The organism is Stakelama portus, from assembly GCF_003171655.1.
Taxonomy (GTDB): Bacteria; Pseudomonadota; Alphaproteobacteria; order Sphingomonadales; family Sphingomonadaceae; genus Sphingomonas; species Sphingomonas portus.
The window spans coordinates 347,781-374,350 of the sequence record NZ_QFZL01000002.1; the positions used below are offsets into that span (position 1 = coordinate 347,781).

Here is a 26,570-nt window from a genome sequence, read left to right on the forward strand (position 1 = left end):
GGGAGCGGAAATGAGCGGATTACGGATAGAAGAGGCGTGCAAGTCCTTCTCCGCTCGGCAGATACTCGACCGAGTGACGCTGGATATCGCCGACGGATCGTTCGCGGTCGTGGTCGGTCCGTCGGGCTGCGGCAAATCCACGCTGCTGCGCACCATCGCCGGGCTCGAACCGCTCGACCAGGGCGCGATCCACCTGGGTGCGCGCGATATCACCCGCCTGCCCCCGGGCCAGCGCGACATCGCGATGGTGTTTCAATCCTATGCGCTATACCCGCATCTGACGGTGCGCGAGAATATGGCGTTCGCGCTGCGCATGCGGCACGAGCCCGCCAACGCCATCGATCGGGCAGTGCGGCAGGTCGCGGAAATGCTCGATCTTGCCGATGTAATCGATCGCAAGCCGGGCCAGCTTTCGGGCGGCCAGCGCCAGCGCGTCGCGATCGGCCGCGCAATCGTCCGCAAACCCGCCGTCTTCCTGTTCGACGAGCCTCTGTCGAACCTCGACGCCGGATTGCGCGCACGCGTCCGGCTCGATTTCGTGACGCGGCATCAGCAATTGCGCACCACGACGCTCTACGTCACGCACGATCAGGTCGAAGCGATGACGATGGCGGACACGCTGATCGTGATGAACCAGGGCCGGATCGAGCAGATCGGCACGCCTTCCGAGCTATATGCCCGCCCCGCCAATCTGTTCGTCGCCCGATTCCTGGGCATGCCGGAGATGAACCTGATCGCCGGCACCATGATCGAGACACGCGGCGGCATCACGAATGTCATGCTGCCTTCGGGCAAGACGCTTGCCGTGCCGCTCACGGGAGCAGCGTCCGGGCGGGGCGCACGGCTGACCCTCGGCATCCGGCCACAGGATCTGATTGCGCATGGCAACGGCGCGATGCGTATCGACGCCAGCGTCCGGCTGGTCGAACGGATGGGCAGCAGGACCAACATCCATGTCGTTGCCGATGGGATCGGCGCACTGGTCTGGCAGCGTCAGGGCGATTGCGCGCCCGAACCCGGCACGCCCGTGCAACTTTCGATCGATGCGTCCGCGCTGCACCTGTTCGGTGAAGACGGATCGCGACTGAACACCGAAACCCTGAAGGAACATGCATGAGCACCATTCGCGACGTAGCACGCGCCGCGGGCGTTTCGGTCGCCTCCGCCTCGCGCGCGCTCAACGGGCATAGCAACGTCACGCCGGCGATGCGCGAACGCGTGCAGCGCGCGGCACAGGAATTGCGCTATGTCCCGCACAGCGGCGCGCGCAGCCTGACACGGCGCAAGACCGATACGATCGGCGTCATCCTGCCCGATCTGTTCGGCGAGTTTTTTTCCGAACTGGTGCGCGGCATCGATCTGATCGCGCACCGTTCGGGACTGCACCTGCTGCTCAGCAACATGCGCGGCAGCGCCTATGAAACGGCCAGCGCGGTTCAGGCGATGCGCGGGCGGATCGACGGCCTGCTCTTCATGCCGCCCAATGCCAATATCGAGGAGCTGAAAACCTGTCTCGACGGCGTCACGCCGACCGTGCTGCTCAATTATCAGGACCCGGCGCTCAACCTTCCCTGCGTCACGATCGACAATTATGCCGGCGCCTATGCGATGACGCGCCACCTGGTCGAACAGGGCTATCAGAAGATCGTCCATATCTGTGGCCCGGCGCATAATTTCGATGCGCGCGAACGGTTGCGGGGCTTTCGCGACGCGCTGCGCGAACATGCGGGGCAGCGCAATCCGATGATCCTGCCGGGCGATTTTACCGAGGAAGGCGGCAAACATGCCGCCGACATGCTGGTCAGCGGCAAGACCGGCTTCGATGCCGTGTTCGCGGCGAACGACGTCATGGCGGTGGGCTGCATCGCCGAACTGGAGGCGCGCGGGTTGCGCGTTCCCCATGATGCGGCGGTTTCCGGTTTCGACGACATCCCGCTCGCCCGCCACATCACGCCGCAGCTGACGACGATGCAGGTGCATATCGACCGGCTGGGATCGACGGCGATGCTGTTGCTGCTGCGCATGCTGGGCGGCGAGGAACTCGATGCGTCGCAATCCAATGTCAGCGTTCCTTCGCTGATCGTGCGCGGATCCACTGGCCGGCGCGACGCGGCAAAGGCGCCCGGCATCATCGGCTGATGGCGCCGCCGCCCCTTTCCCGCGCCACGCGGCGTCAATTTTGCGGTGGTCTGGCCGCGCTGCCGCTGCTCAGCGGCTGTAGCGGTGCCGCACGCGACCCGATCTCGCTATGGGCGATGGGGAACGAGGCGGCGGCGCTGCCCGACATGCTGCGCATGCTCGCCTTTCCCCATGCCGAGACCGCGATCGACGTACAGGCGCTGCCATGGAGCGCCGCGCATGAAAAGCTGCTGACATCCTTTGCGGGCGGATCGCTGCCCAATGTCGGCCAGATCGGCAACAGCTGGCTTGCCGAACTCGATGCGATCGGCGCGCTGGTGCCCGTGCCCAGCGATGTCGCGCGGCTTGCCGAAGACCAGTTTCCCGCCGTGGTGAACACCAATCGGATCGCGGACCGGCTGGTCGCGATCCCCTGGTATGTCGATACGCGCGTCCAATTCTATCGCAGCGACCTGCTGGCGCGCGCAGGCTATGCGCGGCTGCCGCTCGCATGGCCCAGATGGAAACAGGCGCTGCACGCGTTGAAGAAGCATGCGGGAGACAATGGGTTCGCGATCCTGATGCCGCTCGACGAATATGAGCATTTGCTTACCCTGGCGCTTTCGGCCGGAGCCTCGCTGCTGCGCGAGCAGGATACGCGCGGCAATTTCGCCGAGCCGGCGTTCCTGGAGGCGCTGGGTTTCTACAAATCGCTGTTCGACGAACGGCTGGCGCCCCGTATTTCGGGTACCAACATCTCGAACCGGTGGCAGGAATTCGGGCGCGGCACCTATGCCGTCTATATCTCCGGCCCCTGGACGATCGGCGACATGCGCGCGCGCCTCCCCGCCGCGATGCAGGACAAATGGGCGACCACTCCTGTCCCCGGCCCAAATGGCATCGGCTATGCCGCGCCCGGCGGATCGAGCCTGGCGGTGCTTCGCGGGCATCCCGAGCAGGAAGACCGTTCCTGGAAGCTGATTTCGGCATTGCTGCAGCCCGAGGCGCAGGTGGCGTTCCAGCGCGCGACCGGCGACCTGCCCGCGCGCATGTCGGTATGGCAGGCGGCGGGCCTTGCCGACGATCCCATCGTCCAGCCGTTCGAAACGCAGCTCAACCACGCGCGATCGCTGCCCAAGGTGCCCGAATGGGAGCGGATCGTGACCGAGATGCAGTTCGTCGCCGAACGCATGGTGCGCGGCGACTTCACGGTCGCGGCGGCGGCTGCCGAAATGGATCGCCGCGCCGACGCGCTGCTCGAAAAACGCCGCTGGATGATCGAGCGGGATCGCCTGTCATGATCGTTCCGCAACGCGCCGCCGAAACCCGCGCGGGATGGCTGATGAGCGCTCCGGCGCTCGCCGCGATCTTTCTGTTCTTCCTCGTCCCGGCCTTTGCCTCGCTGTTCCTCAGCCTGACCGATTTCGACATTTACGCGCTCGCGGACCTGCGCAACCTGCGTTTCATCGGGCTGCGCAACTATGCCGATCTGCTGCACAATCCGCTGTTCTGGAACGCGTTTCTGAATTCGGCGCGCTATGTATTGTTCGGCACGCCGCTGGTGGTGGGCATGTCCTTTGCCGCCGCGTTGCTGATCAATCACCGCTATCTGCGCTGGCGGCCGGTGTGGCGCGTGATCCTGTTCGCGCCCTATGTCACCACGCTGGTCGCGACCGCAGTGGTTTGGCGATATCTGTTCAATACCGAATATGGGCTGGTGAACTGGATGCTCGGCTGGGTCGCGCTTGGTCCGATCGACTGGCTGGGCAGTCCCACGGCATCGACGCCGGCGATCCTGCTGTTCGTCGCGTGGAAGACGTTCGGGTACAACATGATCATCTTCCTCGCCGCGCTGCAGCTCGTACCGCGCGAGCTGGACGAAGCCGCGCGGCTCGACGGCGCGGGCCGGATCGGCAGGCTGCGCCATGTCATCCTGCCGGCAGTGGCCCCGGCCTTCCTGCTCGTCACAGTGCTGACCATCGCGTCGATGTTCCAGCTGTTCGCCGAACCCTATGTGATGACCGAAGGCGGCCCGGCGCAATCGACCGTCACCATCCTCTATTTCATGTATGAGGAGGGCTTCAAATGGTGGAATCTGGGGTCGGGTGCCGCCGTCGCGGTGCTGCTGTTCCTCTGCATCTGCGCCGTGACGCTGGTCGAGCTGCTGCTCGTGCGCAGGAACCTGCGATGAAGCCGCGCGAGATGCTGGTCACGGGGCTGGCCGCCTGTGTCGCGCTGTTCACCGCACTGCCGCTGCTGTGGATGGTTTCGGCGAGTTTCATGCAGCCGGGCGAAGCGGCGCATGCGCCACCGCCGCTGCTGCCGTCCTCGCCGACGCTGGCCAATTACGCGCAGCTGTTCCGGAACTACGGCATCGGCACTTATCTGTTCAACAGTCTGGTGATTTCGACGCTGGCGACGCTGCTCGCGCTGATCTTTACCGTGCCGGCGGGATATGCGCTGGCAAAGCTGCGCTTTTCGGGACGGGTCACGATCCAATGGATGCTGGTCGTCGCGATCCTGGTGCCGGGGCAGATCGGGATGCTGCCGCTGTTCCTCGAGCTCAAGTTCCTGGGGCTGGTGAACAGCTATGCCGGGGTGCTCGTACCCTGGCTCGCGGGGATTTTCGGCATCTTCCTCGTCCGCCAATATTGCCTCGCCATCCCGCAGGAGATGATCGAGGCCGCGCGGCTCGACGGGGCATCGGAATTCGCGATCCTGCGCCACATTATCCTGCCGACGCTGGCGCCGATCCTGGTCACGCTGGCGCTGTTCGTGTTTCTGGGCTGCTGGAACGACTTTCTCTGGCCGCTGATCATCCTGTCCGATCAGGATCTTTATACCCTGCCGGTCGCGCTCGCCGCGTTCAGCCGCGAACATGCCGAAGATCTCGAAGTGATGATGGCCGGATCGGTCATCACCACCCTGCCCGTGCTGCTGCTTTTTCTGGTGCTGCAGCGCTTCTATCTCGACGGGTTGCTATCCGGCAGCGTAAAGCAGTGAAACCGGTTTCAGAACGCCGCAATGGAGTGTGCCCAAGCCGATGAGTGCCGGAAGCTTTCCAAAGGATTTTCTCTGGGGCGCCGCGACGGCCGCCTATCAGATCGAAGGGTCACCGCTGGCCGATGGCGCGGGGCCGAGCATCTGGCAGCGTTATACCCATGACGGCAGGATGATGGTCGCCCAGGGCGATACCGGCGATATCGCGGCCGATCATTATCGCCGCTGGGAATCCGATGTGGCGCTGATGCGCGATCTGGGGCTTCAGGCCTATCGTTTCAGCACTGCATGGGGGCGTATTCAGCCCGAAGGACGCGGGCCGGTGAATGCCGCCGGGATCGATTTCTACAGCAGGCTGGTCGACCGGCTGCTCGAAAACGGCATTGCGCCGATGCTGACGCTATTTCACTGGGATTTGCCCGTGGCGCTCGACGATCGCGGCGGCTGGCTCAATCCGGACAGTGCCGACTGGTTCGCCGATTATGCGAGCATTCTGTATCGCGCGCTCGGCGACCGGGTGGCGCACTGGGTGACGCTCAACGAACCCTGGGTGGTCGCCGATGGCGGCTATCTGAACGGTACGGTCGCGCCGGGACATCGCAATGTCTTCGAAGCCCCCATCGCCGCGCACAATCTGATGCGCGCGCATGGCAAGGCGGTGCAGGCCTATCGCGCGATCGGCGATGGCGAGATCGGGCTGGTCGTCAATATCGAACCCAAATATCCCGCCAGCGACAGTCCGGCCGATCTGGCCGCAACTGCCCGCGCCGACGCGCAGATGAACCGCCATTATATCGAACCGGCGCTGACCGGCGCCTATCCGCCCGAACTTGCCGATGTCTATGGCGAAGCCTGGCCCGAATGGCCGGCCGACGACCTGCAGCTGATCCACCAGCCGATCGATTTCATCGGCATCAATTATTACACGCGCGCGGTGGTGCGCGACGATCCGCAAAGCTTCCCGACCCGGAGCGCCGTGGTTCCGCAAGCGGGCGCCACCTATACCGAAACCGGATGGGAAGTGGCGCCCGATGCGTTTCGCGACATGCTGATCGCGATGGCGCGGCGCTATCCCGGCATGCCGATCTATGTCACCGAAAATGGTGCGGCCTTTGCCGATCCGGCGGTGGCCGGGCCGGATGGCGTGCAGGACGGCCAGCGCTGCGAGTATCTGCGCAGCCATATCGCGGCGGTGGGCGAAGCGATCGCGGCGGGCGTCGATATTCGCGGCTATATGGCGTGGTCGCTGCTCGACAATCTGGAATGGTCGCTTGGCTATGCCAAGCGTTTCGGCATCGTCCATGTCGATTATGCGACCCAGAGGCGCACGCCCAAGGACAGTGCCGCGCTCTACAGCCGGATCATCGCGAACAACGGAGTAATCGATGCGTAACCTGATTCGTGCCGCGGCGCTTTTGCTCGCGATGCTGAGTGCGCCCGCCAGCGCGGGCATCAGCGGCGACTCGCTCTCGCTGCAGGTGATGAGCTGGAACATGCGGCTCGACCTCGCTTCGGACGGCGACAATGCCTGGCCGCATCGCAAGGATATGTTCGCGTCGGTGCTGCGCTATGAACAGCCCGATCTGATCGGCATGCAGGAAGTGCTCGATCATCAGAAACGCGATGTCGAGGCCGCCCTGCCCGATTATGCCGTGATCGGCGTAGGGCGCGACGACGGCGCGGCGGCGGGTGAATATTCGCCGATCTTCTATCGCCGCGATCGGTTTGAACTGCTCGATTCAGGCACTTTCTGGCTGTCGGAAACGCCCGACACACCGTCCAAGGGGTGGGATGCGGCCTATCCGCGCATCGCCACCTGGGGGCATTTCCGCGACCGCGACAGCGGCCGGACCTTCTGGATGATGAACACCCATTTCGACCATATCGGCGAAGTCGCCCGGCTGAACAGCGCGCGGATGCTGCGCCGCTGGATGGCGGAGCATGGCACGCACGACGAACTGACCTTCCTGACCGGGGATTTCAACGCGACGTCCGATTCCGCGCCGATGCAGGCGCTGACCGGCGAAGGCGACACGACCGCGCTGATCGATGCGCGCGACGTCAGCGAAACGCCGCCGTTCGGGCCGACCGGCACCTTTACCGGTTTCGACATCACGAAGAATGAGGACGCCGCGATCGACCATATCCTGCTCGGGCGGCCCGCACGAATCCTGCGCTATGGCGTCCTGACCTTTCAGGAGGGCGGCCGCGTGCCGTCAGATCACTATCCGGTGCTGGTGACGATCGACTGGGGCGGGCGCTGACACCCCTGCCCGCTATTCCGCCGGAGCCTCGTCCAGCCAGCCGCCGGTAAAGCCGATCCGGCGCAGCCCGCGAATGATGTGCGGGTTCTTCCGAGTCACTTCCCAGATCAGCCCGGAGCGATGATTCTCGATCATCGCCAGGATCGGCCCCTGGTCGATCCCCAGATAATCGCGGGCGACCCAGCCGTCCTGCGCATCGACGGTGCCGGTGGTCACATTGTCCTGGGTGAAAGTGAAGCTGGGGTTGAACGCGTCCTTGAACCCATATTTGGTGTAGATGCGGTCGCCATAGCGTTCGCGCATCGCCATCAGCGCGGGAATGGTGACTTCGGGCGCGAAGGCAACCGATCCGCCGGCTGCGGTCGGCACCACCGTTCCGTCATCGACCACACGGATCGCGCTGACGCCGCGCGCCGAATAGGTCATGAACGTGCGCGGCGCGCCGTTGACGCTGTGCTTGTCGCGCGATCCCTGCGGGCCGTCGCTCGCCGTCCAGCCCCAGATATCGGACGAATAGCCGACCCAGTTATTCGGATTCTCCGCGCCATAATCGCGCTGGGCGAGCGTCGCGAGACGGCTGTTCCTGAAATAATCCGAGCCCTTGGACCGCATGAATTCGTCCTGGATGCCGCGGAAATCGACCCAGACATGCGAATATTGATGCCCGAACAGCGGTTCGAACTGGAGGAAGGTCTTGCCGTAATAAGTCGCCCAATCGGCTTCCAGATTGGCCGCCCAGCCCTGATCCCATGCATCCTTGTTCACTGCATGGGTCGGCGAACCCAATGCCAGCACATAGACCAGCATGCCTTCGTTATAGCCGACCCAGTCATGCGTCGTGAAACCATTCTCCGGACGCCAGCCCATGGCGATGCCATGGCTGTCGGCCAGGTTGCGTGCCTGCGTGCCGGTGGTGTTGCGCTGTGCCCATTGCCAGTCGACACGGGCATAGATTTTCTCGGCCAGATCGCGGATCTCGGCTTCGACCGGATCGTCGCGATCGAAATATCCCTGCGCGAACAAAGCGCCGCCGAGGAACAGCGTCGTATCGACAGTCGACAGCTCGGTATTGCCATAGCGCGTGCCGTCGTCGTTTTTCAGGAAGTGATAGAAAAAGCCCTTATAGCCTGTGACGCCGGATGCTTCCGGCCCCTGGGGCGCATTCCAGTAAAAGGCGAGGCAGTCCCGGGTACGCCGGGCAGCCTCCGCGCGGCTGACATACCCGCGATCGGCGCCGATGGCATAGGCAGTGAGCGCAAAGCCGGTGGCCGCGACGCTGGAAAAGGGATTGCTGGGCCAGCGATCGGGCGCGAGGCAGCGCTGCGTATCGGTGGTGTCCCAGAAATAATCGAAGGTCCGCCGTTCCAGCTCGGCAACGAATTGCTGCTGGGTTTCGACGGGGTCGGCGGGAGTCGAGGTCGTGGGGCTTGGCGAAACCGCCACATTCCCCGGTGCACCTTGCTGCGCGGTACAGGATGTCAGCATCGAACCGACAGCAAGAGCGGCAATCAAGTTACGCAACGACAAAATGAAGATACTCCGACCCAAAAATAAAAATCGCCGCGCGGCCGTTGAAAGGGAGCCGCGCGGCGAGAGGAGACATGCCTTTAGAAAGCCATGCTGGCGGAAAACTTGAACGTCCGCGGCGGGTTGCCGCCAACCGAGCGGCCACTGATGTCACCAAAGAACGGAGCTGTGGTCGCATTCGCATTGCCGTTGTAGCTGACAAAGTTATCCGTATCGAACACGTTCAGAACGTCGACACGGAAGGTAAGACCCGCCTGATCGCCGATGAAGTGGAACGGGATCGTCTTGCTGAGCGCGAGATCGACCTGACGATAGGCCCACAGATCGCCGAGAATGAACGGATTCTTGTTGTTGCCTTCGGTTACCACGGGCACGCGATCGGCGTTGCTGGAGCCCTGGATGCCGTAAATATAGGGCGGCGAACGCAATGCGATCTTGGTCGCCAGCGTGAAGCCCCAGGGAATGTCGGCACTCGCAGCCAGCACGACGCTGTGCTTGGAGACACCAGCCGAACGCAGCACCGGATAATCGTCGAGCGACGGATAATCGAGCGAGAAATACTCGCCGAACTTCCGGTTCTCCTCAGCCAGCGTGAAGGTATAGACGAAGTTGACGCTCCACGGCGAAGCCTCGGTATAGTCCTTGGTCAGCTTGACGTACGCGGAGTCGGCATCGGTGCTGATACCATTGGTACCGATCAGCATGTTGCCAAAGCCGCTCGGCGCGAAGCCCCATGGCGGATTCCATTGTTCACCTGGCGCAAAGAAGCTGCCGTCCGGACGGCGGTTGCCGAGCAGATAGGCAAATCCATTGCGGCTGGCGATGTGCGAATAGCCGACTTCCGGACGGAAGCTGCCCAAACGGCCGCGAATGCCGAGGCTGAACTGATCCGAATAGGGGATCTTCAGGTCGTTGGAGATGAAGCGCAGTTCGCGTCCGCCCCCACCCGTGCTGGTCGCGAGCTGATCGCGGCCGGCCTGAGTCAGATAGATCGGATCCCAGGCAATGCAGTTCGAACCGGAACAGCTATGGTTGGGATCGCCCGTATTGAAGTTGTAGGTGAGCTGTTTGAAGGCACCCGAAGTGATTTCCTGCTGGAGGAAATCGAACTGGTTGCGATCATAGGAACGGCCATAGCCGCCGAACAACTCAAACCGGTGATCTTCGTCAAGCGCATAGGTGAAGCCGATACGCGGCTGGAACGCGCCATAGAAAGGATGCCGGCTGTCTCCAGTCGAGATATAGTCGGCGATGTTATAATTGGCGTTGTTCAGGTTCGGATAGTTAGCGGGAGACACCGCATCCACTGCGTCCTGCGGATGGACGAAGTTGAGATAGGCCGGAGTTTCTTCATAATCCCAACGCAGACCGATGTTGAGCGTCAGCCGGTCGGTGACATCCCAGTCGTCCTGGACATAGATGCCCAGCTGGAAGTTCTTCGACTTGATCGTACCATCGCCGACGCCTGCCACCGGTACGCCGAAGGTGAGTCGATAAGGAGTTTGGTCGTTGAAACCACCGCCAACGGGGAATTGGGCATTATAGGTATATTGTGCGTTGGTGCTGTTGCGCTGAACCGAATTCAGCGTGACCCATTTCGCTTTCACGCCGGCCTTGATCGTGTGGTTCGACCAGCCGGTATAGGTGAAGTCGTTCTGGATGGCCCAGCCCTTCTGACCCTTGTCCTGATAATTGGCGCTGGCACCGGTGCCGAGCAGGAGCGTGCCGTTCGCAGTCTGGAAAGAATAGCCATTCTCGAATGCTGCCGGCGTGGGGCGCCATGCCGACTTTTCGTAGCTGATGCGAAGATCGTTGATCCAGCCATTGCCGGTATGCTCCCAGCGAAGCAGACCACGCGTTTCGTTGTTTTCGACATTGGTCATGCGCGTCATCGCGTTCTGACCGCCGAAACCATCCTGCTGTTCTTCGCGACGAACCTTGACCGAAAGTTCGATCAGATCGTCCACGGTCGGCGAGAAATCGATCTTGCCGAAGAACAGGTCTTCGTTGAAGTCACGACTATAGCCTCCGAACAACCCCTGATATTCATTCGGGAACTGGGCTACGGTGTAGCCGCCACCGGGTTCCACCTCGGTGGGCTTTTGCTGCCTTTTACCTTCATAGGTTACGAAGAAATGCATGCGGTCCTGAATGATCGGTCCGCCCAGCGCGACACCGAACTGCATGTCCTTTGTCCGGGTCTTCTCGCCACCCCTGTCATCTTCGCTCGGCGTGGTCGAACGCAAGCTCTGGTCGGTGTAATCGAAGAACGCTTCGCCATGGAATTCGTTGGTGCCCGAACGCGTCACGGCCGTGATCGCCACAGAACTGACCTGGTCGAACTCCGCCTTATAGTTGGAGCTGATGACGCGATATTCGCCGATCGCCAGCTGCGGGAACGGATTGCCCGGGCTCGAATCCTGGCCGGTCAGACCGCCCTTGAGGACATAGTCCTTCTGGCCGATGCCGTCGATGTACACATTCGACGTGCGGCTTGCCTGCGCACCGCCCTGGATCGACACATTGCCGTTCGAACCGGTCGAAACGGTAACGCCCGGCGCAAGGTCGGCAAACGCAAGGAAGTTGCGGCTGTTCTGCGGCAGCGTCTGGATCAGGCGCTGGCTTACCGTCGCACCGACTTCGCCGCCTTCCAGCGTCTGGATCTGACCGGCGGTGACGACGATTTCATCGCTGCTCGCCAGTTCCGGCGTCGAGAAATCGAAATTCAGCTGCGCGTCCTGCCCGACCGCCAGCGTGAACTCGTCCGTCGAACGCACGCCGTTCGACGTGGTGATTTCCAGGCGATAACGGCCCGGCTGCAGCGAGGCGAAGGAATAACCCCCGTTCGCAGAGACCGTCGCGGTACGGCGGAAACCCGTATTCACTTCGATGATGGTGACTTCGCTGGCGGTCGTGCCCGCATCAAGCGAAATCGTGCCGCGCAGCGACGCGCTCGACACCTGCGCCGATGCCGGCGTTGCGATGCCGACGGCAAGCACTGCCGCCGCACTGCTGAGGACGAGCGACGCAGCAAGTCGCCCCGCGCGCCGCTTCGCGGGCGCACTGGTCACACTACGAGTCATAATTTTCGGAATCCCCATTTTGTTTCCTCCCCGACGCCGGGCACCTAACGCACCTCGGCGAGTACGATTCGCTCACGGATTCTTGCGTCCGTGCGCGAGTCGATCACTTGCTTCATTTTTCGTTGTAACCGGTTTCAATGTGGCTGTATAGACTTTCGACGCTACAAACGTCGGGAACGTCCGGCGGTGCATGGCGGGCCTTGCCCCGTGCGCGAAACAATCATGATTTAGGGGAGTGGAATTCATGCCCGTCACTGGAAAGGCGCCGTTTGCACTATTGGCGTCCATCGCGTTGCTCGGATCGACTGCGGTCATCCCGGTCACGCCCGGATTCGGACAGGATGCCCCTGCCTCGCAAGCGCAGTCCCCTGCCCGTGCCAGCTGGGAAGCCGCCGATCCGGCGATGGAAAAATTCCTCGACGAACTCATCGCGAAGATGACGCTGGAGGAGAAAGTCGGGCAGCTGACACAGCTTACCAGCGACTGGGAATCGACCGGCCCGACGATGCGCGAAGGGTATAAGAACGATATCCGCGCCGGCCGCGTCGGATCGATCTTCAATGCCTATACCGCTGAATATACACGTGAATTACAGCGTATCGCCGTCGAGGAAACCCGGCTCGGCATTCCGTTGCTGTTCGGATATGACGTCATCCACGGCCACCGCACCATCTTCCCCATCTCGCTCGGCGAAGCGGCGAGCTGGGACATGAAGGCGATCGAACTGGCCGCGCGCATTTCGGCACAGGAAGCGTCGGCAGAGGGCATTCACTGGACCTTCGCCCCGATGGTCGACATCGCGCGTGACCCGCGCTGGGGCCGCGTGTCGGAAGGTGCCGGTGAAGACACCTATCTGGGCAGCCGCATCGCCGAAGCCAATGTCCGGGGCTATCAGGGCGATGATCTGTCGCGCCCCGACACGATCCTGGCGACGGCCAAGCATTTCGCCGCCTATGGCGCCGCAGAGGCCGGCCGCGACTATAACACCACCGACATGTCGATGCGTCGGCTGAACGACGTCTATCTGCCGCCGTTCAAGGCCGCGCGCGACGCGGGCGTTGCAACTTTCATGACTGCTTTCAATGAGTTGAATGGTATTCCTGCAACCGGCAGCAAGATGTTGCTGACCGACATCCTGCGCGACCAATGGGGCTTCAACGGCTTCGTGGTAACCGATTACACATCGATTAACGAAATGATTCCGCACGGTTATTCGGTCGATCTGGCGCAAGCCGCCGAACAGGCGATCAATGCCGGCGTCGACATGGACATGCAGGGCGCGGCGTTTCTCGACCATCTGAAGGAACTGGTCGAATCGGGCCGCGTCAGCGAGGAAACGGTCGATACCGCCGTCCGCCGCGTGCTGGAGATGAAGTACCGCCTCGGCCTGTTCGAGGATCCGTATCGCTACAGCGACGAGGCCCGGCAAAAGGCGACTCTCTATCGCCCCGATTTCCTCGAAGCTGCACGCGATATTGCCCGTCGTTCGATGGTGCTGCTCAAGAATGAAGGCGACACGCTGCCGATCGCGGCGACGGCACGCTCGATTGCGGTGATCGGTCCGCTGGCCGACAGCAAGACCGACATGATCGGCAGCTGGTCCGCCGCTGGCGATCGTCAGACGCGCCCGATCACGCCGCTGCAGGGCATTCGCGAGCGCGCCGGCGACGGCGTCACCGTCACCTATGCCAAGGGCGCCAGCTATGCGTTCGAAGATGGCGACAAGACCGATGGCTTTGCCGAAGCACTTGCCGCCGCGCGCAATTCGGATGTCGTCGTCGCGGTGATGGGCGAGCGCTGGGACATGACCGGCGAAGCGGCCAGCCGCACCTCGCTCGACCTGCCGGGCAACCAGCAGGCGCTGCTCGAACAGCTCGTCGCGACCGGCAAGCCGGTGATCCTGGTGCTGATGAGCGGCCGTCCGAACACGATTCCCTGGGCCGCCGATCATGTGCCGGCGATCCTAGAGGCCTGGTATCCGGGCACCCAGGGCGGCTATGCCGTCGCCGACGTCCTGTTCGGTGACTATAACCCGTCGGGCAAGCTGCCGATGACCTTTCCGCGCAATGTCGGACAGGTGCCGATCTATTATAATGCCGACAATACCGGCCGCCCCTACACGCCCGACGTGCATGGTCAGAAATATCGCTCGCGCTATCTGAACACGCCCAACGAGCCGCAATGGGCGTTCGGCCATGGCCTCAGCTATACCAGCTTCGCCTATTCGCCGGTCACGCTGTCGAGCGACACGATCCGCCCGGGCCAGCCGCTCACTGCCAGCGTGACGGTGACCAACACCGGTGCGCGCGATGGCGAGGAAGTGGTGCAGCTCTATATCCGCGATCTGGTCGGATCGGTGGTCCGGCCGGTCCGCCAGCTCAAGGGCTTTGAAAAGATCGCGCTCAAGGCCGGCGAAAGCCGCACCGTCAGCTTCACGCTGACCGATGCCGACCTCGCCTTCACGCGCGCCGACAACAGCTTCGGCAGCGAGCCCGGCGCGTTCAAGCTGTGGATCGGCACGTCTTCGGACGACAATGGTCAGGAGGCGGATTTCACGCTGACGCAATAATCGTCGAACCAGTCAGGGAGAGGGAAGGACATGCGCTATCGTCTGATCCTGTTGAGCGCGCTCGCACCCGCCGTCATTTCGTGCACCCCGCAGGCACGAACGGCCCGCGATGCAGCCCCCTCTCCCGCCCCCCTTGCCGGCCCGCCCCGGCAAACCGCGCAGCAGCAGCGGCCCAATATCCTCTTCATCATGTCGGACGATCACGCCTATCAGGCGATCTCCGCCTATGGATCGCCGGTCTCGCAGCTGGCGCCGACACCCAACATCGACCGAATAGCCCGCAACGGCGCGCGCTTCGATCAGAGCTTCGTCACCAATTCGCTGTGCGGACCCAGCCGCGCCGCGATGCTGACCGGCAAGTTCGGCAATGTGAACGGCTTCAACCAGAACGGCCAGACGTTCGACAACAACCAGTGGACCTGGCCACGCGCCTTTCACCGTGCCGGATATCAGACCGCCTTTTTCGGCAAATGGCATCTGAGCCACACGCCGGTCGGGCTGGAATTCGACGAATGGAAAGTGCTCGACGATCAGGGCGAATATTATAACCCCGATTTCATCACGCCGCAGGGCAAGTCGCGGGTCGAGGGCTATGCGACCGATCTGATCACCGATTTCAGCCTCGACTGGCTGAAACACCGGCGCGATCCGGACAGGCCCTTCGTGCTGATGGTCCATCACAAGGCGCCGCACCGCAATTTCATGCCGCCGTTGCGCTATGTGCAGAAATATGACGGCGTCGAATTTCCGGTGCCGGTCAATTATTTCGACGGCTATGCCGGGCGTCAGGCCGCCGGCGCGCAGGAAATGAACATCTATCGCGACATGTATGAGGGGCACGACCTCAAGATGACGACCGCGGTGGGGTCGACCGAATTGCGCTATAATCGCTGGCCGGCGGCGTTCGACCGGATGACGCCGCAGCAGCGCGCCGAATGGGATCGGCTGCATCAGGCGAGCAACGACGCGATGAACGCGGCGCACCTGACCGGACGCGATCTCGCCGTCTGGAAATATCAGCGCTATATGCGCGAATATCTCGGTACCGTCGCCGCGGTCGACGACAGCGTCGGCGAACTGCTCGACTATCTTCGGGAGACCGGCCTCGATCGCAATACGATCGTCGTCTATACGTCGGATCAGGGTTTCTACCTTGGCGAACATGGCTGGTTCGACAAAAGGTTCATGTACGAAGAGTCATTCCGTACGCCGCTGCTGATACAATATCCGGGGCATATTCCGGCCGGATCGACCGTGTCGGCGATGGTCCAGAATATCGATTATGCGCCGACCTTCCTCGATTATGCCGGCGTGCCCGCCGATCCCGCCATTCAGGGACGATCGCTGCGTCAGGTTGCGCACGGTGACACGCCCGCCGACTGGCGGCGGTCGGTCTATTATCATTATTACGAATATCCCGGCTTCCACAGCGTCCGGGCGCATTATGGCGTGACCGATGGCCGCTATAAGCTGATCCGCTTCTACGGCCCGGACATCAATGCGTGGGAATTCTACGACCTCGCCACCGATCCGCACGAAATGCACAACCGGATCGACGATCCGGCACAGCAGGCGCGCATTGCGCAAATGAAACAGGAGCTGATCCGCCTGCGCCGTCAATATCGCGACAGCGACGGTCCTGCGGTCCACTGACCGCGCAGCCGCTCGCAAACCGACCGGCCATGAAAAAGGCCCCGCATCGAACCGGATGCAGGGCCTTTTTCCTGTGCCGTTCCGGGCCGGTCCTTGCGGAGCCGGCCCGATCGGGTTGGTTTATTCGAACACCGGCCGTTCTTCGGGAATGAACGGCTCTTCGGGTGCCACCTTGTTCCGCCAGCCATAGATGCCGAACGACGCGATCACGCCATAGCAGATCGCCGGGATGACCAGCGCCATGGCAAGGCCCGCCGCGTCCGCCGTGGCACCGGTCGCCAGCGGCACCAGCGCGCCGCCGACAATCGCAGTGCAGAGCAGGCCGGAAGCCTGAGGCGCCTGTTCGTTCAGTCCTTCGGTCGCGAGGCTGAAGATCGTCGGGAACATGATCGAGTTGAACAGGCCGATGGCCACGATCGAATAGCCCGCCATTTCGCCGCTGGTGTTCGCGGAGATCGCGAGCAGCACGATGTTGATGCAGCCGAAGACGGCGAGCAACAGGCCGGGCTTGATGATGCGCAACAGGAACCCGCCGAGCATGCGCCCGATCAGCGCGCCGAGCCAGTAATAGGAAAGCATGACGCCCGCCGAACGCGGGTCGAGACCCAGCGTGCGCGTATCCTCGAGATAGTTGATCATCAGGCTGGCGATGGCGACTTCGGCGCCGACATAGACGAAGATGCCGAGCACGCCGAACGCAAGCCGCGGGCGCTTGAGAAGCGTGAATGTGCCTTCGACCTTGGTCTCTTCCACCTTATGATCGCCCAGCAGACCGCGCTTCCACCAGAAGAAGGCCGCGATCAGCACCAAGACGATCGCAAGCCCGATATAGGTGTGGGCGATGACCGAGGTTTCCTGCGCCTGATAGGCACGCAGCGAAGCGCCGCTGAGCCCTTCGGGCATCGGTGCCGCTTCTTCGCCCAGGATCAGTTCCGCGCCGAAGCGGACCATCAGGAACACGCCGACCGAATTGAAGAACTGCGCGAAGGTCAGGCGGCTGTGCGCAGACTGGGGCGGCCCGAGCGAAATGATGAGCGGGTTCACTGCCACCTGAAGCAGCGTGATGCCGCCGCCCACCATGAACAACGCGGCCAGAAAGCCCCAATAGATGCTGGAATAGGCCGCCGGCAGGAACAACAGGCAACCCGCCGCCATGATCGCGAATCCCAGCACGATGCCCCGGAAATAACCGAGCTTTTTCATCAGCATGCCAGCCGGGATCGAGAAGATCGCATAGCTGGTGAAAAACGCGAACTGCACCAGCATGCTCTGGGCATAGTTAAGGTCGAACAGCCCCTTGAGCTTGGGGATGAGGACGTCGTTCAGATTGGTGATGCCCCCGAACAGGAAGAACACCGCGACGACGATGACCAGCAAGCCGAACGACTGCTTGCCGGCGCCGCCTCCCGCCTGTGGTCCCTGACCTGCTACTGAAACCATTGTCTCTTCCTCCCCCTGGGGTGTTTATTGGACGGGCTGCACCGACATAGCGAAGCCGCCGCCCGCTTTCATTGCAATTATACGCTTGTCTTCGGACGTCACTGTGAACGTTCTCACATCCATCGCGAACCGATCGCCGTCAATCCCGCCTGTCTCGCCATCCTGCCATAGCGTGACGCTATATCGCTTGCCGGACGGCAGGAAGCTGAAATCGACGTCGAAGCTGCGAGCATGTTCGTCGGTAATCCCGCCGACATACCAATTCTCCGCGCCGCGCTCCTGCCGCGCGAAAACGGCGAACTCGCCAATCTCGCCGCCCAGCACGATGCTGCGTTCCCAATCGACCGGGACCTGACGGATGAAGTCCAGCGCGCGCGGCGCCTTTTCATAATTTTCGGGCAGGTCCGCTGCCATCTGCACCGGGCTGTAGAGTACGACATAATAGGCAAGCTGGCGCGCGAGCGTCGAGGGAATGGCGCGCCCTTCCTTGCCGGTCAGGCTGACGATGCCGGGGGTATAGTCCATCGGACCCGACAGCATCCGCGTAAACACCAGAGTGGGTTCATGCGACGGCGGATTGATCGGATCGCCCCATGCGGCATATTCCATGCCACGCGCGCCTTCCCGGCTGAGCAGATTGGGATAGGTGCGGCGCAGGCCGGTGTCCTTGATCGGCTCGTGCGCGTCGATACCGACATGGTAGCGCGCGGCGAGCTCGGCCACGCGGACATGGTGATTGGCCATATATTGGCCGTCATGCCACTCCCAGATATTCTCGCCGTCAGCCCCCTGGCGCAGCACGCCACCGGCATCGGCGACATAGCCGGTCTTCACGACATGCACGCCCAGCCGTTCGTCCAGCGCAAAGGCATCGGCCATCTGGTCTTCATAGCGGCCGACATTGCCGGCGGTTTCGTGGTGGCCGATCAGTTCGACACCCTTTGACCGCGCATAGGCGGCCACGGCCTGGATATCGAAGTCCGGATAGGCGTGCGTGAAATCAAAGTTCCGCCCGCTGTCGCCGATCCAGTTTCCTTCCCAGCCCTTGTTCCATCCTTCGATCAGCACGCCGCCAAAGCCGTTGGCAGCAGCGAAATCGATATAGCGTTTGGCGTGTTCGGTCGTCGCACCGTGGCGCGGCCCGGCCTCCCAGGTCCAGTCGCCGATCTGCATCGCCCACCAGATGCCGATATATTTCATCGGCCTGATCCAGCTGACATCGCCAAGCTTGTTCGGCTCGTTGAGCGCCAGCATCATATCCGACGCGGCATAGAGGCCCGCCGCATCGTCGGCGATCTGGATCGTCCGCCAGGGCGTGTGGAACGGAGCGTTGCGAACCACCGAAGGGCCCGAAGGACCCGGCGCGAGATGCGAGCGAAAGCGCTGGCCATCGATCCGCTGCAGCCACATGCCGGCATAATCGACCAGCGCCGCTTCATGGATCGCGAGATGCAGTCCATCGGCGCGCCGGATCGTGAACGGCGTGTGCGCCGTGCCGACCTGATCGATCGGGGTCTTGTTGTAGATATATTCGTAGCGATTCCATTCGCCCGCCGGGATCCACCACGCATCGCCCTGCCCGGCAATGTTGAATTCGGTCAGTTCGTCGTCGATCGCGATCGGCGCCGAGAACTGAGGCTGTTCGGGAAATTCGAAGCGGAAGCCGATGCCGGTATCGAAGGCGCGAATCACCAGATCGATTCGCCGCTTGTCCTTGACCTGTTCAAGCAGGGGGACCCGCATTTCGCGATAGTCCATCGCGATGTGGCGCTTTTCGCCCCAGGGCTGGTCCCATGCCTCATGCCCGTCGCGATAATCGGGTGCACCGAGGAAAATACCGTGCTCGAACTTGCCCGTCCCGTTGAGCATGAAACCGAGCTTCGAGGGCGCGATCACCGGCTGTCCGTCGCGAAATACGGCATAGCGGGCAATATCGGCCTGGGTATCGACGCGCACTTGCAGCCGCCCGTCGGGCGATTCGACCGTGGCGTCCATCACGCGCTGGGGCGTTTGCGCATGCAGCGTCGCGGGAACCAGCATCAGCAGCGCCAGCATTGCCGCCATCACGAAACGCAATGGCGAATCACAGGCGCCAGCGGGGGCGCGGGCAGCGGCCATTGCGATCCTCTCTCGATTCTGTTGTCGGCAATTTTTGTAACCGGTTACAGAAACCTTGTCCATGCGACGCCTCGGCGGATCGTGCAGACAGCAAAAAGCCCGCCGAACCTTCCGGTCCGACGGGCTTTTGAAATGGTGGGCGCGGCAAGGATTGAACTTGCGACCCCTGCGGTGTGAACACAGTGCTCTACCACTGAGCTACGCGCCCGAACCCATGACGAAGCATCGCCTCGCGCGATGGGAGGCGTGCCTCTAGGCAAGCAACCGGAGCTTGTCCAGCCCCGGTAGCGCACAGATTAGTTGACTGCGTCCTTCAGGCCCTTGCCGGCCTTGAACTTCGGCTGGTTGGAAGCCTTGATGGTCATTTCTTCGCCGGTGCGCGGATTGCGACCAACCGAAGCCTTGCGCTTGCTGACCGAGAAGGTGCCGAAGCCGACCAGACGAACCTCGTCGCCCTTCTTCAGAGCGGTCGAGATCGAATCGAAAACGGCTTCCACGGCCTTGCTGGCATCGCCCTTGCTCAAGCTTGCGGTATCGGCAACCAATCCGATCAGTTCTTGCTTGTTCATTCGCTGGGAACCCCCTGTACTGAATCACTATAAACTTGGAATCGACGAAAGCCGATATGACAGTAAGGCCGCTAAGACACCTACTGTCAAAGGAAATCACGACACAATTTCGCCAAAAATGACGAACGCGCGAGCAACCCTCGGCGGGAAGCGCCCCCATAAACAACTCGCCGCGAAGATCAATGCGGTAATGTGTCGCCGATACCCGAAACGCCCGCCGGAGGCTGTGCGGCAAGTTCATCCGCATCGGTCCAATCGATCGCGGTCAGCGAATCGGTCAGCGCAAGGCGCAGCACCTCATCGACATGCGCGACCGGGACGATCTTCAGCCCTTCCCTGATATTGGCCGGAATCTCGACAAGGTCCTTCTCGTTCTCGGTCGGGATCAGCACCGTCTTGATGCCGCCGCGCAGCGCCGCGAGCAGCTTTTCCTTAAGGCCGCCGATCGGCAGCACGCGGCCGCGCAGCGTGACCTCGCCGGTCATCGCCACATCCTTGCGCACCGCAACACCGGTCAGCGTCGAAACGATCGACGTGACCAGCCCGATGCCGGCCGAGGGCCCGTCCTTGGGCACGGCGCCTTCGGGCAAGTGGACATGGATGTCCTTGCGCGCGAACAGGCTGGGTTTGATGCCATAGCTCGGCGCGCGGGCACGGACGAAGCTGAACGCAGCCTCGACCGATTCCTTCATCACATCGCCCAGCTTGCCGGTCGTCTTGATCGCGCCCTTGCCGGGCACGGTGACGCTTTCGATCGTCAGCAGCTCGCCACCGACTTCGGTCCAGGCAAGCCCGGTGACCGCGCCGATCTGATGCTCTTCCTCGCCCAGGCCGTGACGATATTTGCGCACGCCCGAAAAATCGGCGAGGTTTTCCGGCGTCACCACGACGCCTTCCACCTTGCCTTCCAGAATCTGGCGCAGCGCCTTGCGCGCCAGCTTGGCGATCTCGCGCTCGAGCGTACGCACGCCCGCTTCGCGCGTATAATAGCGGATCAGGTCGCGCAGCCCTTCGGTGGTGAGTTCGAACTCGCCTTCCTTCAGGCCATGCGCTTCGACCTGCTTGGCGATCAGGTGGCGCTCGGCAATCTCTACCTTCTCATCCTCGGTATAGCCTTCGAGCCGGATGATCTCCATGCGGTCGAGCAGCGGCTGTGGCAGGTTGAGCGAATTGGCCGTGCACACGAACATCACGTCCGACAGATCGATGTCGATTTCGAGATAATGGTCGTTGAACTTGTTGTTCTGTTCCGGATCGAGCACTTCGAGCAGCGCCGAAGCCGGATCGCCGCGGAAATCCTGACCCAGCTTGTCGATTTCATCGAGCAGGAACAGCGGGTTCGAGGTACCGGCCTTTTTCAGGTTGGTGACGATCTTGCCCGGCAACGATCCGATATAGGTGCGGCGATGGCCGCGAATCTCGGCCTCGTCGCGCACGCCGCCCAGCGACTGGCGGATGAATTCGCGCCCGGTCGCCTTGGCGATCGATTTGCCGAGGCTGGTCTTGCCGACGCCCGGCGGTCCGACGAGGCACAGGATCGGCCCCTTCAGCTTGTTGGTGCGCGCCTGAACCGCGAGATATTCGACGATCCGGTCCTTGACCTTCTCGAGCGCATAATGATCCTCGTCGAGCACGCCTTCGGCCTCGACCAGATCCTTTTTGAGCTTCGATTTCTTGCCCCAGGGCAGGCCCAGCAGCACGTCGAGATAATTGCGCACGACGGTTGCCTCGGCGCTCATCGGCGCCATCGTCTTGAGCTTCTTGAGCTCGCTCGTCGCCTTGGTGCGCGCTTCCTTGCTGAGCTTGAGCGTCGCGATTTTCTGAGTCAGCTCGGCGATCTCGTCGCCTTCGCCTTCCTCGCCCTCATTGCCCAGCTCGCGCTGAATCGCCTTGAGCTGTTCGTTGAGATAATATTCGCGCTGGGTCTTCTCCATCTGGCGCTTCACGCGGCTGCGGATCTTCTTTTCGACCTGCAGCACGCCCAGCTCGCCTTCCATGAAGGCAAACACCATTTCGAGCCGCTTGACCGGGTCGGCTTCGACCAGCAGCGACTGTTTGTCGGCAACCTTGACTGCGATATTGGCCGCGATCGCATCGGCAAGGCGCGAGGGTTCTTCAAGCTCGCCCAGCTGAACCGCAGTTTCGGCCGGCAGCTTGCGGTTGAGCTTGGCATAATTTTCGAACTGATCGACGACCGAACGCATCAGCGCCTTGACGTCGGGGCTCAGCCGATCGGCTGCACCTTCGACGCTTTCGTCCATGCGATCGGCGCTATCCTCAAGCGTTTGATCGCCGGCTTCGGCGGGCGAGACATCGGCGACAAGATAACCGTCGCGTTCTTCGATCGCGTCGAGCGTGCCACGTTCCTTGCCGGCAACCAGCACGCGGACCGTGCCGTCGGGCAGCTTGAGCAGCTGGAGAACTTCGGCGGAAACACCGACGTCATACAGGTCATCGCGGCTCGGATCATCCTCGGCAGGATCGAGCTGCGCGACCAGGAAAATCTCCTTGTCGTCGGCCATGGCGGCTTCCAGCGCGGCAACCGACTTGTCGCGGCCGACGAACAGGGGCACGATCATATGCGGGAAGACGACGATGTCGCGCAGGGGCAGAACGGGGTAGGATTGCTTCATGGATACTCCAGCCGCGCCAATCACGGCGCCTCTTCCTATTTATATGGTGCTTGCATGCCGGGCATCAATCACCGGGGCAACCAGTCGCCCTTTTCCTCGCTTCTAACCGACCGGAGATCCCGCATGGCCCGCCTTTCCCTGATGCTCGCCGCCTCGATCGCGGCGCTCACGATTCAACCCGTTCAGGCGCAGGATAGTGGCTCGCTTCCGGGGCCCGGCGAACCGGAACTGACGCAGCAGACCGCCAATTCGGGCGGGCCGCTCGATCCGGCACAGGAAAAGGTGCGATTCGATTCGGCGGACCTGGAGTTCGAAATATTTCCGGATCGCCATGCGATCGCGGGCGTCGCGACGCTGCATTTCACGGCAAAGGAAGCGACCGACCGGCTGGTGATCGATCTGGACCGTAATCTGCCGGTATCGGCGATCCGCATCGACGGAACCGCGCTGCCCGAATCGGCATGGAGCAATCCCGAAGGACGCATGACGGTGATGCTGCCCCGACCCCTCGCCGCCGGCGAAAGCGTCACCGCACAGATCAGCTATGCCGGCCAGCCGCATGTCGCGATCCGCGCGCCGTGGATCGGCGGTTTCGTATGGGCAACCACGCCCGACGGCAAACCATGGATAGCGACCGCAGTTCAGATGCAGGGATGCGACATGTTCTGGCCGTGCATCGACTATCCCACCTATGAGCCGGACTTCGTCGATCTGCACATCACCGTGCCGAAAGGGCTGAGCGCGCCGTCCAATGGCGTGTTCAAGGGGATGGACACGCTGCCCGACGGGCGCACGACCTGGAACTGGCATGCCGAACATCCGACGCTGTACGGCGTCGCGTTGAATGTCGGGCCCTATGAAGAGATTTCGGGCACCTATCACAGCCGCTATGGCAACGATATTCCGATGTTTTTCTGGCATCTGCCCAATGAAGGCGACAAGCCCGAACAGCTGTTCGCCGAATTCGCGCCGACGCTCGATTTCTTCGAAAGCGTGATCGGCCCCTACCCCTTTGCGAGCCAGAAGCTGGGCGTGGTCGAAACCGAGCATAAGGGCATGGAGCATCAGTCGATCAATGCCTATGGCAATCACTATGCGAAAACCGCGAACGGGTTCGACGACCTGTTCCAGCATGAATTCGCGCATGAATGGTTCGCCAATCAGCTGACTGCGAGCAACTGGGACGATTTCTGGCTCCATGAAGGCACCGGCAGCTATATGCAGCCGCTCTATGGCGAATGGCGCGAAGGGCATGGCCGCTATATCAAGATGATGCTCGACATGCGTCCGGGCATCCGCAACCAGCATCCGATCGTGTCCGGCACGCCGCAAAGCGCCAGCGACGTCTATTATGACGGCCCGGCCGGCGACATTTATTCCAAGGGCGCATGGGTGCTGCACACGTTGCGCGGGCTGATCGGCGACCAAGCCTTTTTCGATTCGCTGCGGCTCGCAATCTATGGCCGCACCGATCCCAAACCCGGCAATTTCGAGCCGGTCTATCGCAGCACGCCGGAATATATCGCCTTTGTAAATCAAGAGGCTGGCGGCGATTATCAGTGGTTCTTCGACGTCTATCTCTATTCCGCCGCGCTGCCCAAGCTGGTGCAGAGCCGTGACGGCGATCAGCTGACCTTCACCTGGAAGACGGAAGGCAACAAGCCCTTCCCCATGCCGGTCGACATCTCGGTGAACGGCGACGTCACGACATTGCCGATGACGGACGGAACGGCATCGATCACCGTACCCCAGGGCGCGCATGTGATCGTCGATCCGGAATCGAAGATCCTGATGCAGTCCGATCAGGTCGATGCCTTCCAAACCTATATGATGCAGCGCGCTCAGGGAGCCCATTGATGATTGTTACGCGTTTTACCGCCGCCCTGCTTTTCGCGACGGCGCTGGTCCCTGCCGCTGCCGATGCACAGACGCTGCGCCGGGGCGAGCCGCCGATCACCGAGCAAACCCAGATTTCCGGCGGCGAGCGCCCTGCCGAACAGGCGGGGTTGCGGCTCAGGCATCTCGACCTCGCCATCGAAGTCTTTCCCGAGCGCCAGCGGATTGCGGGCGTCGCGACACTGACGCTGACCACCGAGCGCACCGTGCCGCGCCTGCTGATCGATCTCGACAAGAACCTGCCGGTATCGGCGATCAGCATCGACGGGCGCGACCTTGCCGCGTCGCAATGGAGCAATCCGGAAGGACAGCTTGCGATCACGCTGCGCCGTCCGCTCCGCGCAGGCGCTACGGCGCAGGTCAAGATCACCTATGCCGGCACGCCGCATGTCGCGGTGCGCGCGCCATGGGACGACGGCATGGTCTGGGCGCGCACGCAGGACGGCAAGCCATGGGTCGCGTCGACCAGCGAAGGCTATGGCTGCGACCTTCTCTATCCCTGCCTCGATTTCCCGGAGGGCGAAGCCGAAACCGTCGATCTCCATTTCACTGTGCCTGCGGGGCTCAAGGCACCGGCCAATGGCAAGCTGGTCGGCGTCGATGAGCATAGCGACGGGCGGACGACGTGGAACTGGCACGCCAAGAGCCCCAATCCCTATTCGCTGATGCTCAACGTCGCGCCCTACAAGGAGATTTCGGGCAGCTATCACAGCCAGTACGGCAACGATATCGCGCTCTATTTCTGGCATCTGCCCGGCCATGAGGAAGGCGCGCAGGGCGTGTTCGACGAATTCGCGCCGACGCTCGATTTCTTCGAAACGCTGATCGGTCCCTATCCCTGGGGCGACGAGAAGCTGGCGATCGTTGAGACGCCCTATCTCGGCATGGAGCACCAGACGATCAACGCTTACGGCAACAGTTTCGCCAAGAGCTACAATGGCTTCGACGATCTGTTCCAGCATGAGCTGGCGCATGAATGGTTCGGCAATCAGGTAACGGCGGCCAATTGGGACGATTACTGGATCCACGAAGGCTATGCCCAATATATGCAGCCGCTCTATGGCCTGTGGCGCGAGGGCGAAGCGCGATACGACGTGATGATGGACGAATTCCGTCGCGGCATCATGAACCAGCACCCCATTGTTTCGGGTCAGGTTCGCACCGAGGAACAGGTCTATGAGGCCGAAAATGGCGGCCCCGGCAACGATATTTATGTGAAGGGCGCATGGGTGTTGCACACGTTGCGCAACACGATCGGTGACGACGCCTTTTTCGAAGTGACGCGACGGCTGGTCTATGGCCGCCCCGATCCGAAACCTGGCAATTTCGAGCCGCGGTTCAGCTCGACCCGCGAATATATGGACATCGTCAATGACGTGACGGGGCAGAATTACGACTGGTTCTTCAACGTCTATCTCTATCAGGCAGCGCTGCCCAAGATCATCGAAGCGCGGCAAGGCGACACGCTGACGCTCCGCTGGCAGGTTCCGGGCGATGGCCCCTTCCCGCTTCCGATCGAGGTACAGGTCGATGGGGAAAGGCAGCTTGTCGACATGCGCGGCGGTACCGCGACGCTGAACGTGCCGGCTTCGGCGCATGTCCTGATCGATCCCGATGCGCGCATCCTGCGCCAGTCGGATCAGATCGACGCCTATCAGGCCTATGCGATGCGGCGGCAATAGCCCGGGTGCGTCCGGGCC

Annotated in this window: 17 protein-coding genes and 1 tRNA gene; 11 read left to right on the top strand and 7 right to left on the bottom strand. The window is 62.2% G+C overall.

Annotated features, from left to right (window positions below):
* Window positions 1-10: 10 nt before the first annotated feature.
* From DKB74_RS06945 to DKB74_RS06975, 7 genes are read left to right on the top strand one after another with little or no spacing between them, the layout of a single operon-like run.
* Window positions 11-1,117 (top strand): ABC transporter ATP-binding protein, encoded by a 1,107-nt coding sequence (locus DKB74_RS06945; RefSeq protein WP_109807406.1) that lies wholly within the window; start codon window positions 11-13, stop codon window positions 1,115-1,117.
* Window positions 1,114-2,139 (top strand): LacI family DNA-binding transcriptional regulator, encoded by a 1,026-nt coding sequence (locus DKB74_RS06950; protein ID WP_109807407.1) that lies wholly within the window; start codon window positions 1,114-1,116, stop codon window positions 2,137-2,139. The genes DKB74_RS06945 and DKB74_RS06950 overlap by 4 nt, the downstream gene beginning before the upstream one ends.
* Window positions 2,139-3,419, top strand: coding sequence for an extracellular solute-binding protein (locus tag DKB74_RS06955; protein WP_109807408.1), 1,281 nt, complete (start codon window positions 2,139-2,141; stop codon window positions 3,417-3,419). The genes DKB74_RS06950 and DKB74_RS06955 overlap by 1 nt, the downstream gene beginning before the upstream one ends.
* The gene (locus DKB74_RS06960) at window positions 3,416-4,309 is read left to right on the top strand and encodes a carbohydrate ABC transporter permease (RefSeq protein WP_109807409.1); all 894 of its coding nucleotides are present in this window, start codon (window positions 3,416-3,418) and stop codon (window positions 4,307-4,309) included. The genes DKB74_RS06955 and DKB74_RS06960 overlap by 4 nt, the downstream gene beginning before the upstream one ends.
* Window positions 4,306-5,121: a carbohydrate ABC transporter permease gene (locus DKB74_RS06965; protein ID WP_109807410.1), complete on the top strand. Its 816-nt coding sequence runs from the start codon at window positions 4,306-4,308 to the stop codon at window positions 5,119-5,121. Before DKB74_RS06960 ends, DKB74_RS06965 begins: the two co-directional genes overlap by 4 nt.
* Before the next feature lie 40 nt (window positions 5,122-5,161).
* Window positions 5,162-6,511: a GH1 family beta-glucosidase gene (locus tag DKB74_RS06970; protein ID WP_109807411.1), complete on the top strand. Its 1,350-nt coding sequence runs from the start codon at window positions 5,162-5,164 to the stop codon at window positions 6,509-6,511.
* Window positions 6,504-7,382, top strand: coding sequence for an endonuclease/exonuclease/phosphatase family protein (locus DKB74_RS06975; protein ID WP_109807412.1), 879 nt, complete (start codon window positions 6,504-6,506; stop codon window positions 7,380-7,382). The genes DKB74_RS06970 and DKB74_RS06975 overlap by 8 nt, the downstream gene beginning before the upstream one ends.
* 12 nt (window positions 7,383-7,394) lie before the next feature.
* Here DKB74_RS06975 and DKB74_RS06980 read toward each other — a convergent pair whose 3' ends face one another.
* On the bottom strand, window positions 7,395-8,825 hold the full coding sequence (locus DKB74_RS06980) for a glucoamylase family protein (protein WP_239987415.1): 1,431 nt from the start codon (window positions 8,823-8,825) through the stop codon (window positions 7,395-7,397).
* 164 nt (window positions 8,826-8,989) lie between these two features.
* Window positions 8,990-11,992, bottom strand: a complete 3,003-nt coding sequence (locus tag DKB74_RS06985; RefSeq protein WP_109807413.1) for a TonB-dependent receptor domain-containing protein — start codon at window positions 11,990-11,992, stop codon at window positions 8,990-8,992.
* Between the two features lie 244 nt (window positions 11,993-12,236).
* On the opposite strand from DKB74_RS06985, the gene bglX reads away from it, so the two are divergent.
* On the top strand, window positions 12,237-14,561 hold the full coding sequence (gene bglX / locus DKB74_RS06990) for a beta-glucosidase BglX (protein WP_109807679.1): 2,325 nt from the start codon (window positions 12,237-12,239) through the stop codon (window positions 14,559-14,561).
* A gap of 30 nt (window positions 14,562-14,591) precedes the next feature.
* Window positions 14,592-16,214 carry a sulfatase family protein gene (locus tag DKB74_RS06995; RefSeq protein ID WP_109807414.1) on the top strand — a complete coding sequence of 541 codons (1,623 nt, stop codon included), beginning with the start codon at window positions 14,592-14,594 and terminating at the stop codon, window positions 16,212-16,214.
* Between the two features lie 120 nt (window positions 16,215-16,334).
* Here the strand turns inward: DKB74_RS06995 and DKB74_RS07000 are convergent, their stop codons facing one another.
* From DKB74_RS07000 to lon, 5 genes are all read right to left on the bottom strand, one after another.
* Entirely contained in the window at window positions 16,335-17,654 is a 1,320-nt protein-coding gene (locus DKB74_RS07000; RefSeq protein ID WP_109807415.1) for a sugar MFS transporter, read from the bottom strand.
* A 24-nt stretch (window positions 17,655-17,678) separates the two neighbouring features.
* On the bottom strand, window positions 17,679-19,772 hold the full coding sequence (locus DKB74_RS07005) for a glycoside hydrolase family 97 protein (protein ID WP_161956825.1): 2,094 nt from the start codon (window positions 19,770-19,772) through the stop codon (window positions 17,679-17,681).
* A 133-nt stretch (window positions 19,773-19,905) separates the two neighbouring features.
* A tRNA-Val gene (locus tag DKB74_RS07010) sits at window positions 19,906-19,980 on the bottom strand.
* 88 nt (window positions 19,981-20,068) lie between these two features.
* Window positions 20,069-20,341 (bottom strand): HU family DNA-binding protein, encoded by a 273-nt coding sequence (locus DKB74_RS07015; RefSeq protein ID WP_109807417.1) that lies wholly within the window; start codon window positions 20,339-20,341, stop codon window positions 20,069-20,071.
* Window positions 20,342-20,520: 179 nt separating this feature from the next.
* Window positions 20,521-22,974, bottom strand: coding sequence for an endopeptidase La (gene lon / locus DKB74_RS07020; RefSeq protein ID WP_109807418.1), 2,454 nt, complete (start codon window positions 22,972-22,974; stop codon window positions 20,521-20,523).
* Window positions 22,975-23,097: 123 nt separating this feature from the next.
* Here lon and DKB74_RS07025 point away from each other — a divergent pair, with 123 nt between their 5' ends.
* Window positions 23,098-24,831, top strand: coding sequence for a M1 family metallopeptidase (locus DKB74_RS07025; RefSeq protein WP_109807419.1), 1,734 nt, complete (start codon window positions 23,098-23,100; stop codon window positions 24,829-24,831).
* Window positions 24,831-26,552, top strand: coding sequence for a M1 family metallopeptidase (locus DKB74_RS07030; RefSeq protein ID WP_109807420.1), 1,722 nt, complete (start codon window positions 24,831-24,833; stop codon window positions 26,550-26,552). The genes DKB74_RS07025 and DKB74_RS07030 overlap by 1 nt, the downstream gene beginning before the upstream one ends.
* Window positions 26,553-26,570: the final 18 nt, after the last annotated feature.

Coding starts and splice junctions, on each gene's coding strand:
- DKB74_RS06945 (WP_109807406.1), top strand. CDS start 11: ATGAGCGGATTACGGATAGAAGAGGCGTGCAAGTCCTTCTCCGCTCGG.
- DKB74_RS06950 (WP_109807407.1), top strand. CDS start 1,114: ATGAGCACCATTCGCGACGTAGCACGCGCCGCGGGCGTTTCGGTCGCC.
- DKB74_RS06955 (WP_109807408.1), top strand. CDS start 2,139: ATGGCGCCGCCGCCCCTTTCCCGCGCCACGCGGCGTCAATTTTGCGGT.
- DKB74_RS06960 (WP_109807409.1), top strand. CDS start 3,416: ATGATCGTTCCGCAACGCGCCGCCGAAACCCGCGCGGGATGGCTGATG.
- DKB74_RS06965 (WP_109807410.1), top strand. CDS start 4,306: ATGAAGCCGCGCGAGATGCTGGTCACGGGGCTGGCCGCCTGTGTCGCG.
- DKB74_RS06970 (WP_109807411.1), top strand. CDS start 5,162: ATGAGTGCCGGAAGCTTTCCAAAGGATTTTCTCTGGGGCGCCGCGACG.
- DKB74_RS06975 (WP_109807412.1), top strand. CDS start 6,504: ATGCGTAACCTGATTCGTGCCGCGGCGCTTTTGCTCGCGATGCTGAGT.
- DKB74_RS06985 (WP_109807413.1), bottom strand. CDS start 11,992: ATGACTCGTAGTGTGACCAGTGCGCCCGCGAAGCGGCGCGCGGGGCGA.
- bglX (WP_109807679.1), top strand. CDS start 12,237: ATGCCCGTCACTGGAAAGGCGCCGTTTGCACTATTGGCGTCCATCGCG.
- DKB74_RS06995 (WP_109807414.1), top strand. CDS start 14,592: ATGCGCTATCGTCTGATCCTGTTGAGCGCGCTCGCACCCGCCGTCATT.
- DKB74_RS07000 (WP_109807415.1), bottom strand. CDS start 17,654: ATGGTTTCAGTAGCAGGTCAGGGACCACAGGCGGGAGGCGGCGCCGGC.
- DKB74_RS07005 (WP_161956825.1), bottom strand. CDS start 19,772: ATGGCCGCTGCCCGCGCCCCCGCTGGCGCCTGTGATTCGCCATTGCGT.
- DKB74_RS07015 (WP_109807417.1), bottom strand. CDS start 20,341: ATGAACAAGCAAGAACTGATCGGATTGGTTGCCGATACCGCAAGCTTG.
- lon (WP_109807418.1), bottom strand. CDS start 22,974: ATGAAGCAATCCTACCCCGTTCTGCCCCTGCGCGACATCGTCGTCTTC.
- DKB74_RS07025 (WP_109807419.1), top strand. CDS start 23,098: ATGGCCCGCCTTTCCCTGATGCTCGCCGCCTCGATCGCGGCGCTCACG.
- DKB74_RS07030 (WP_109807420.1), top strand. CDS start 24,831: ATGATTGTTACGCGTTTTACCGCCGCCCTGCTTTTCGCGACGGCGCTG.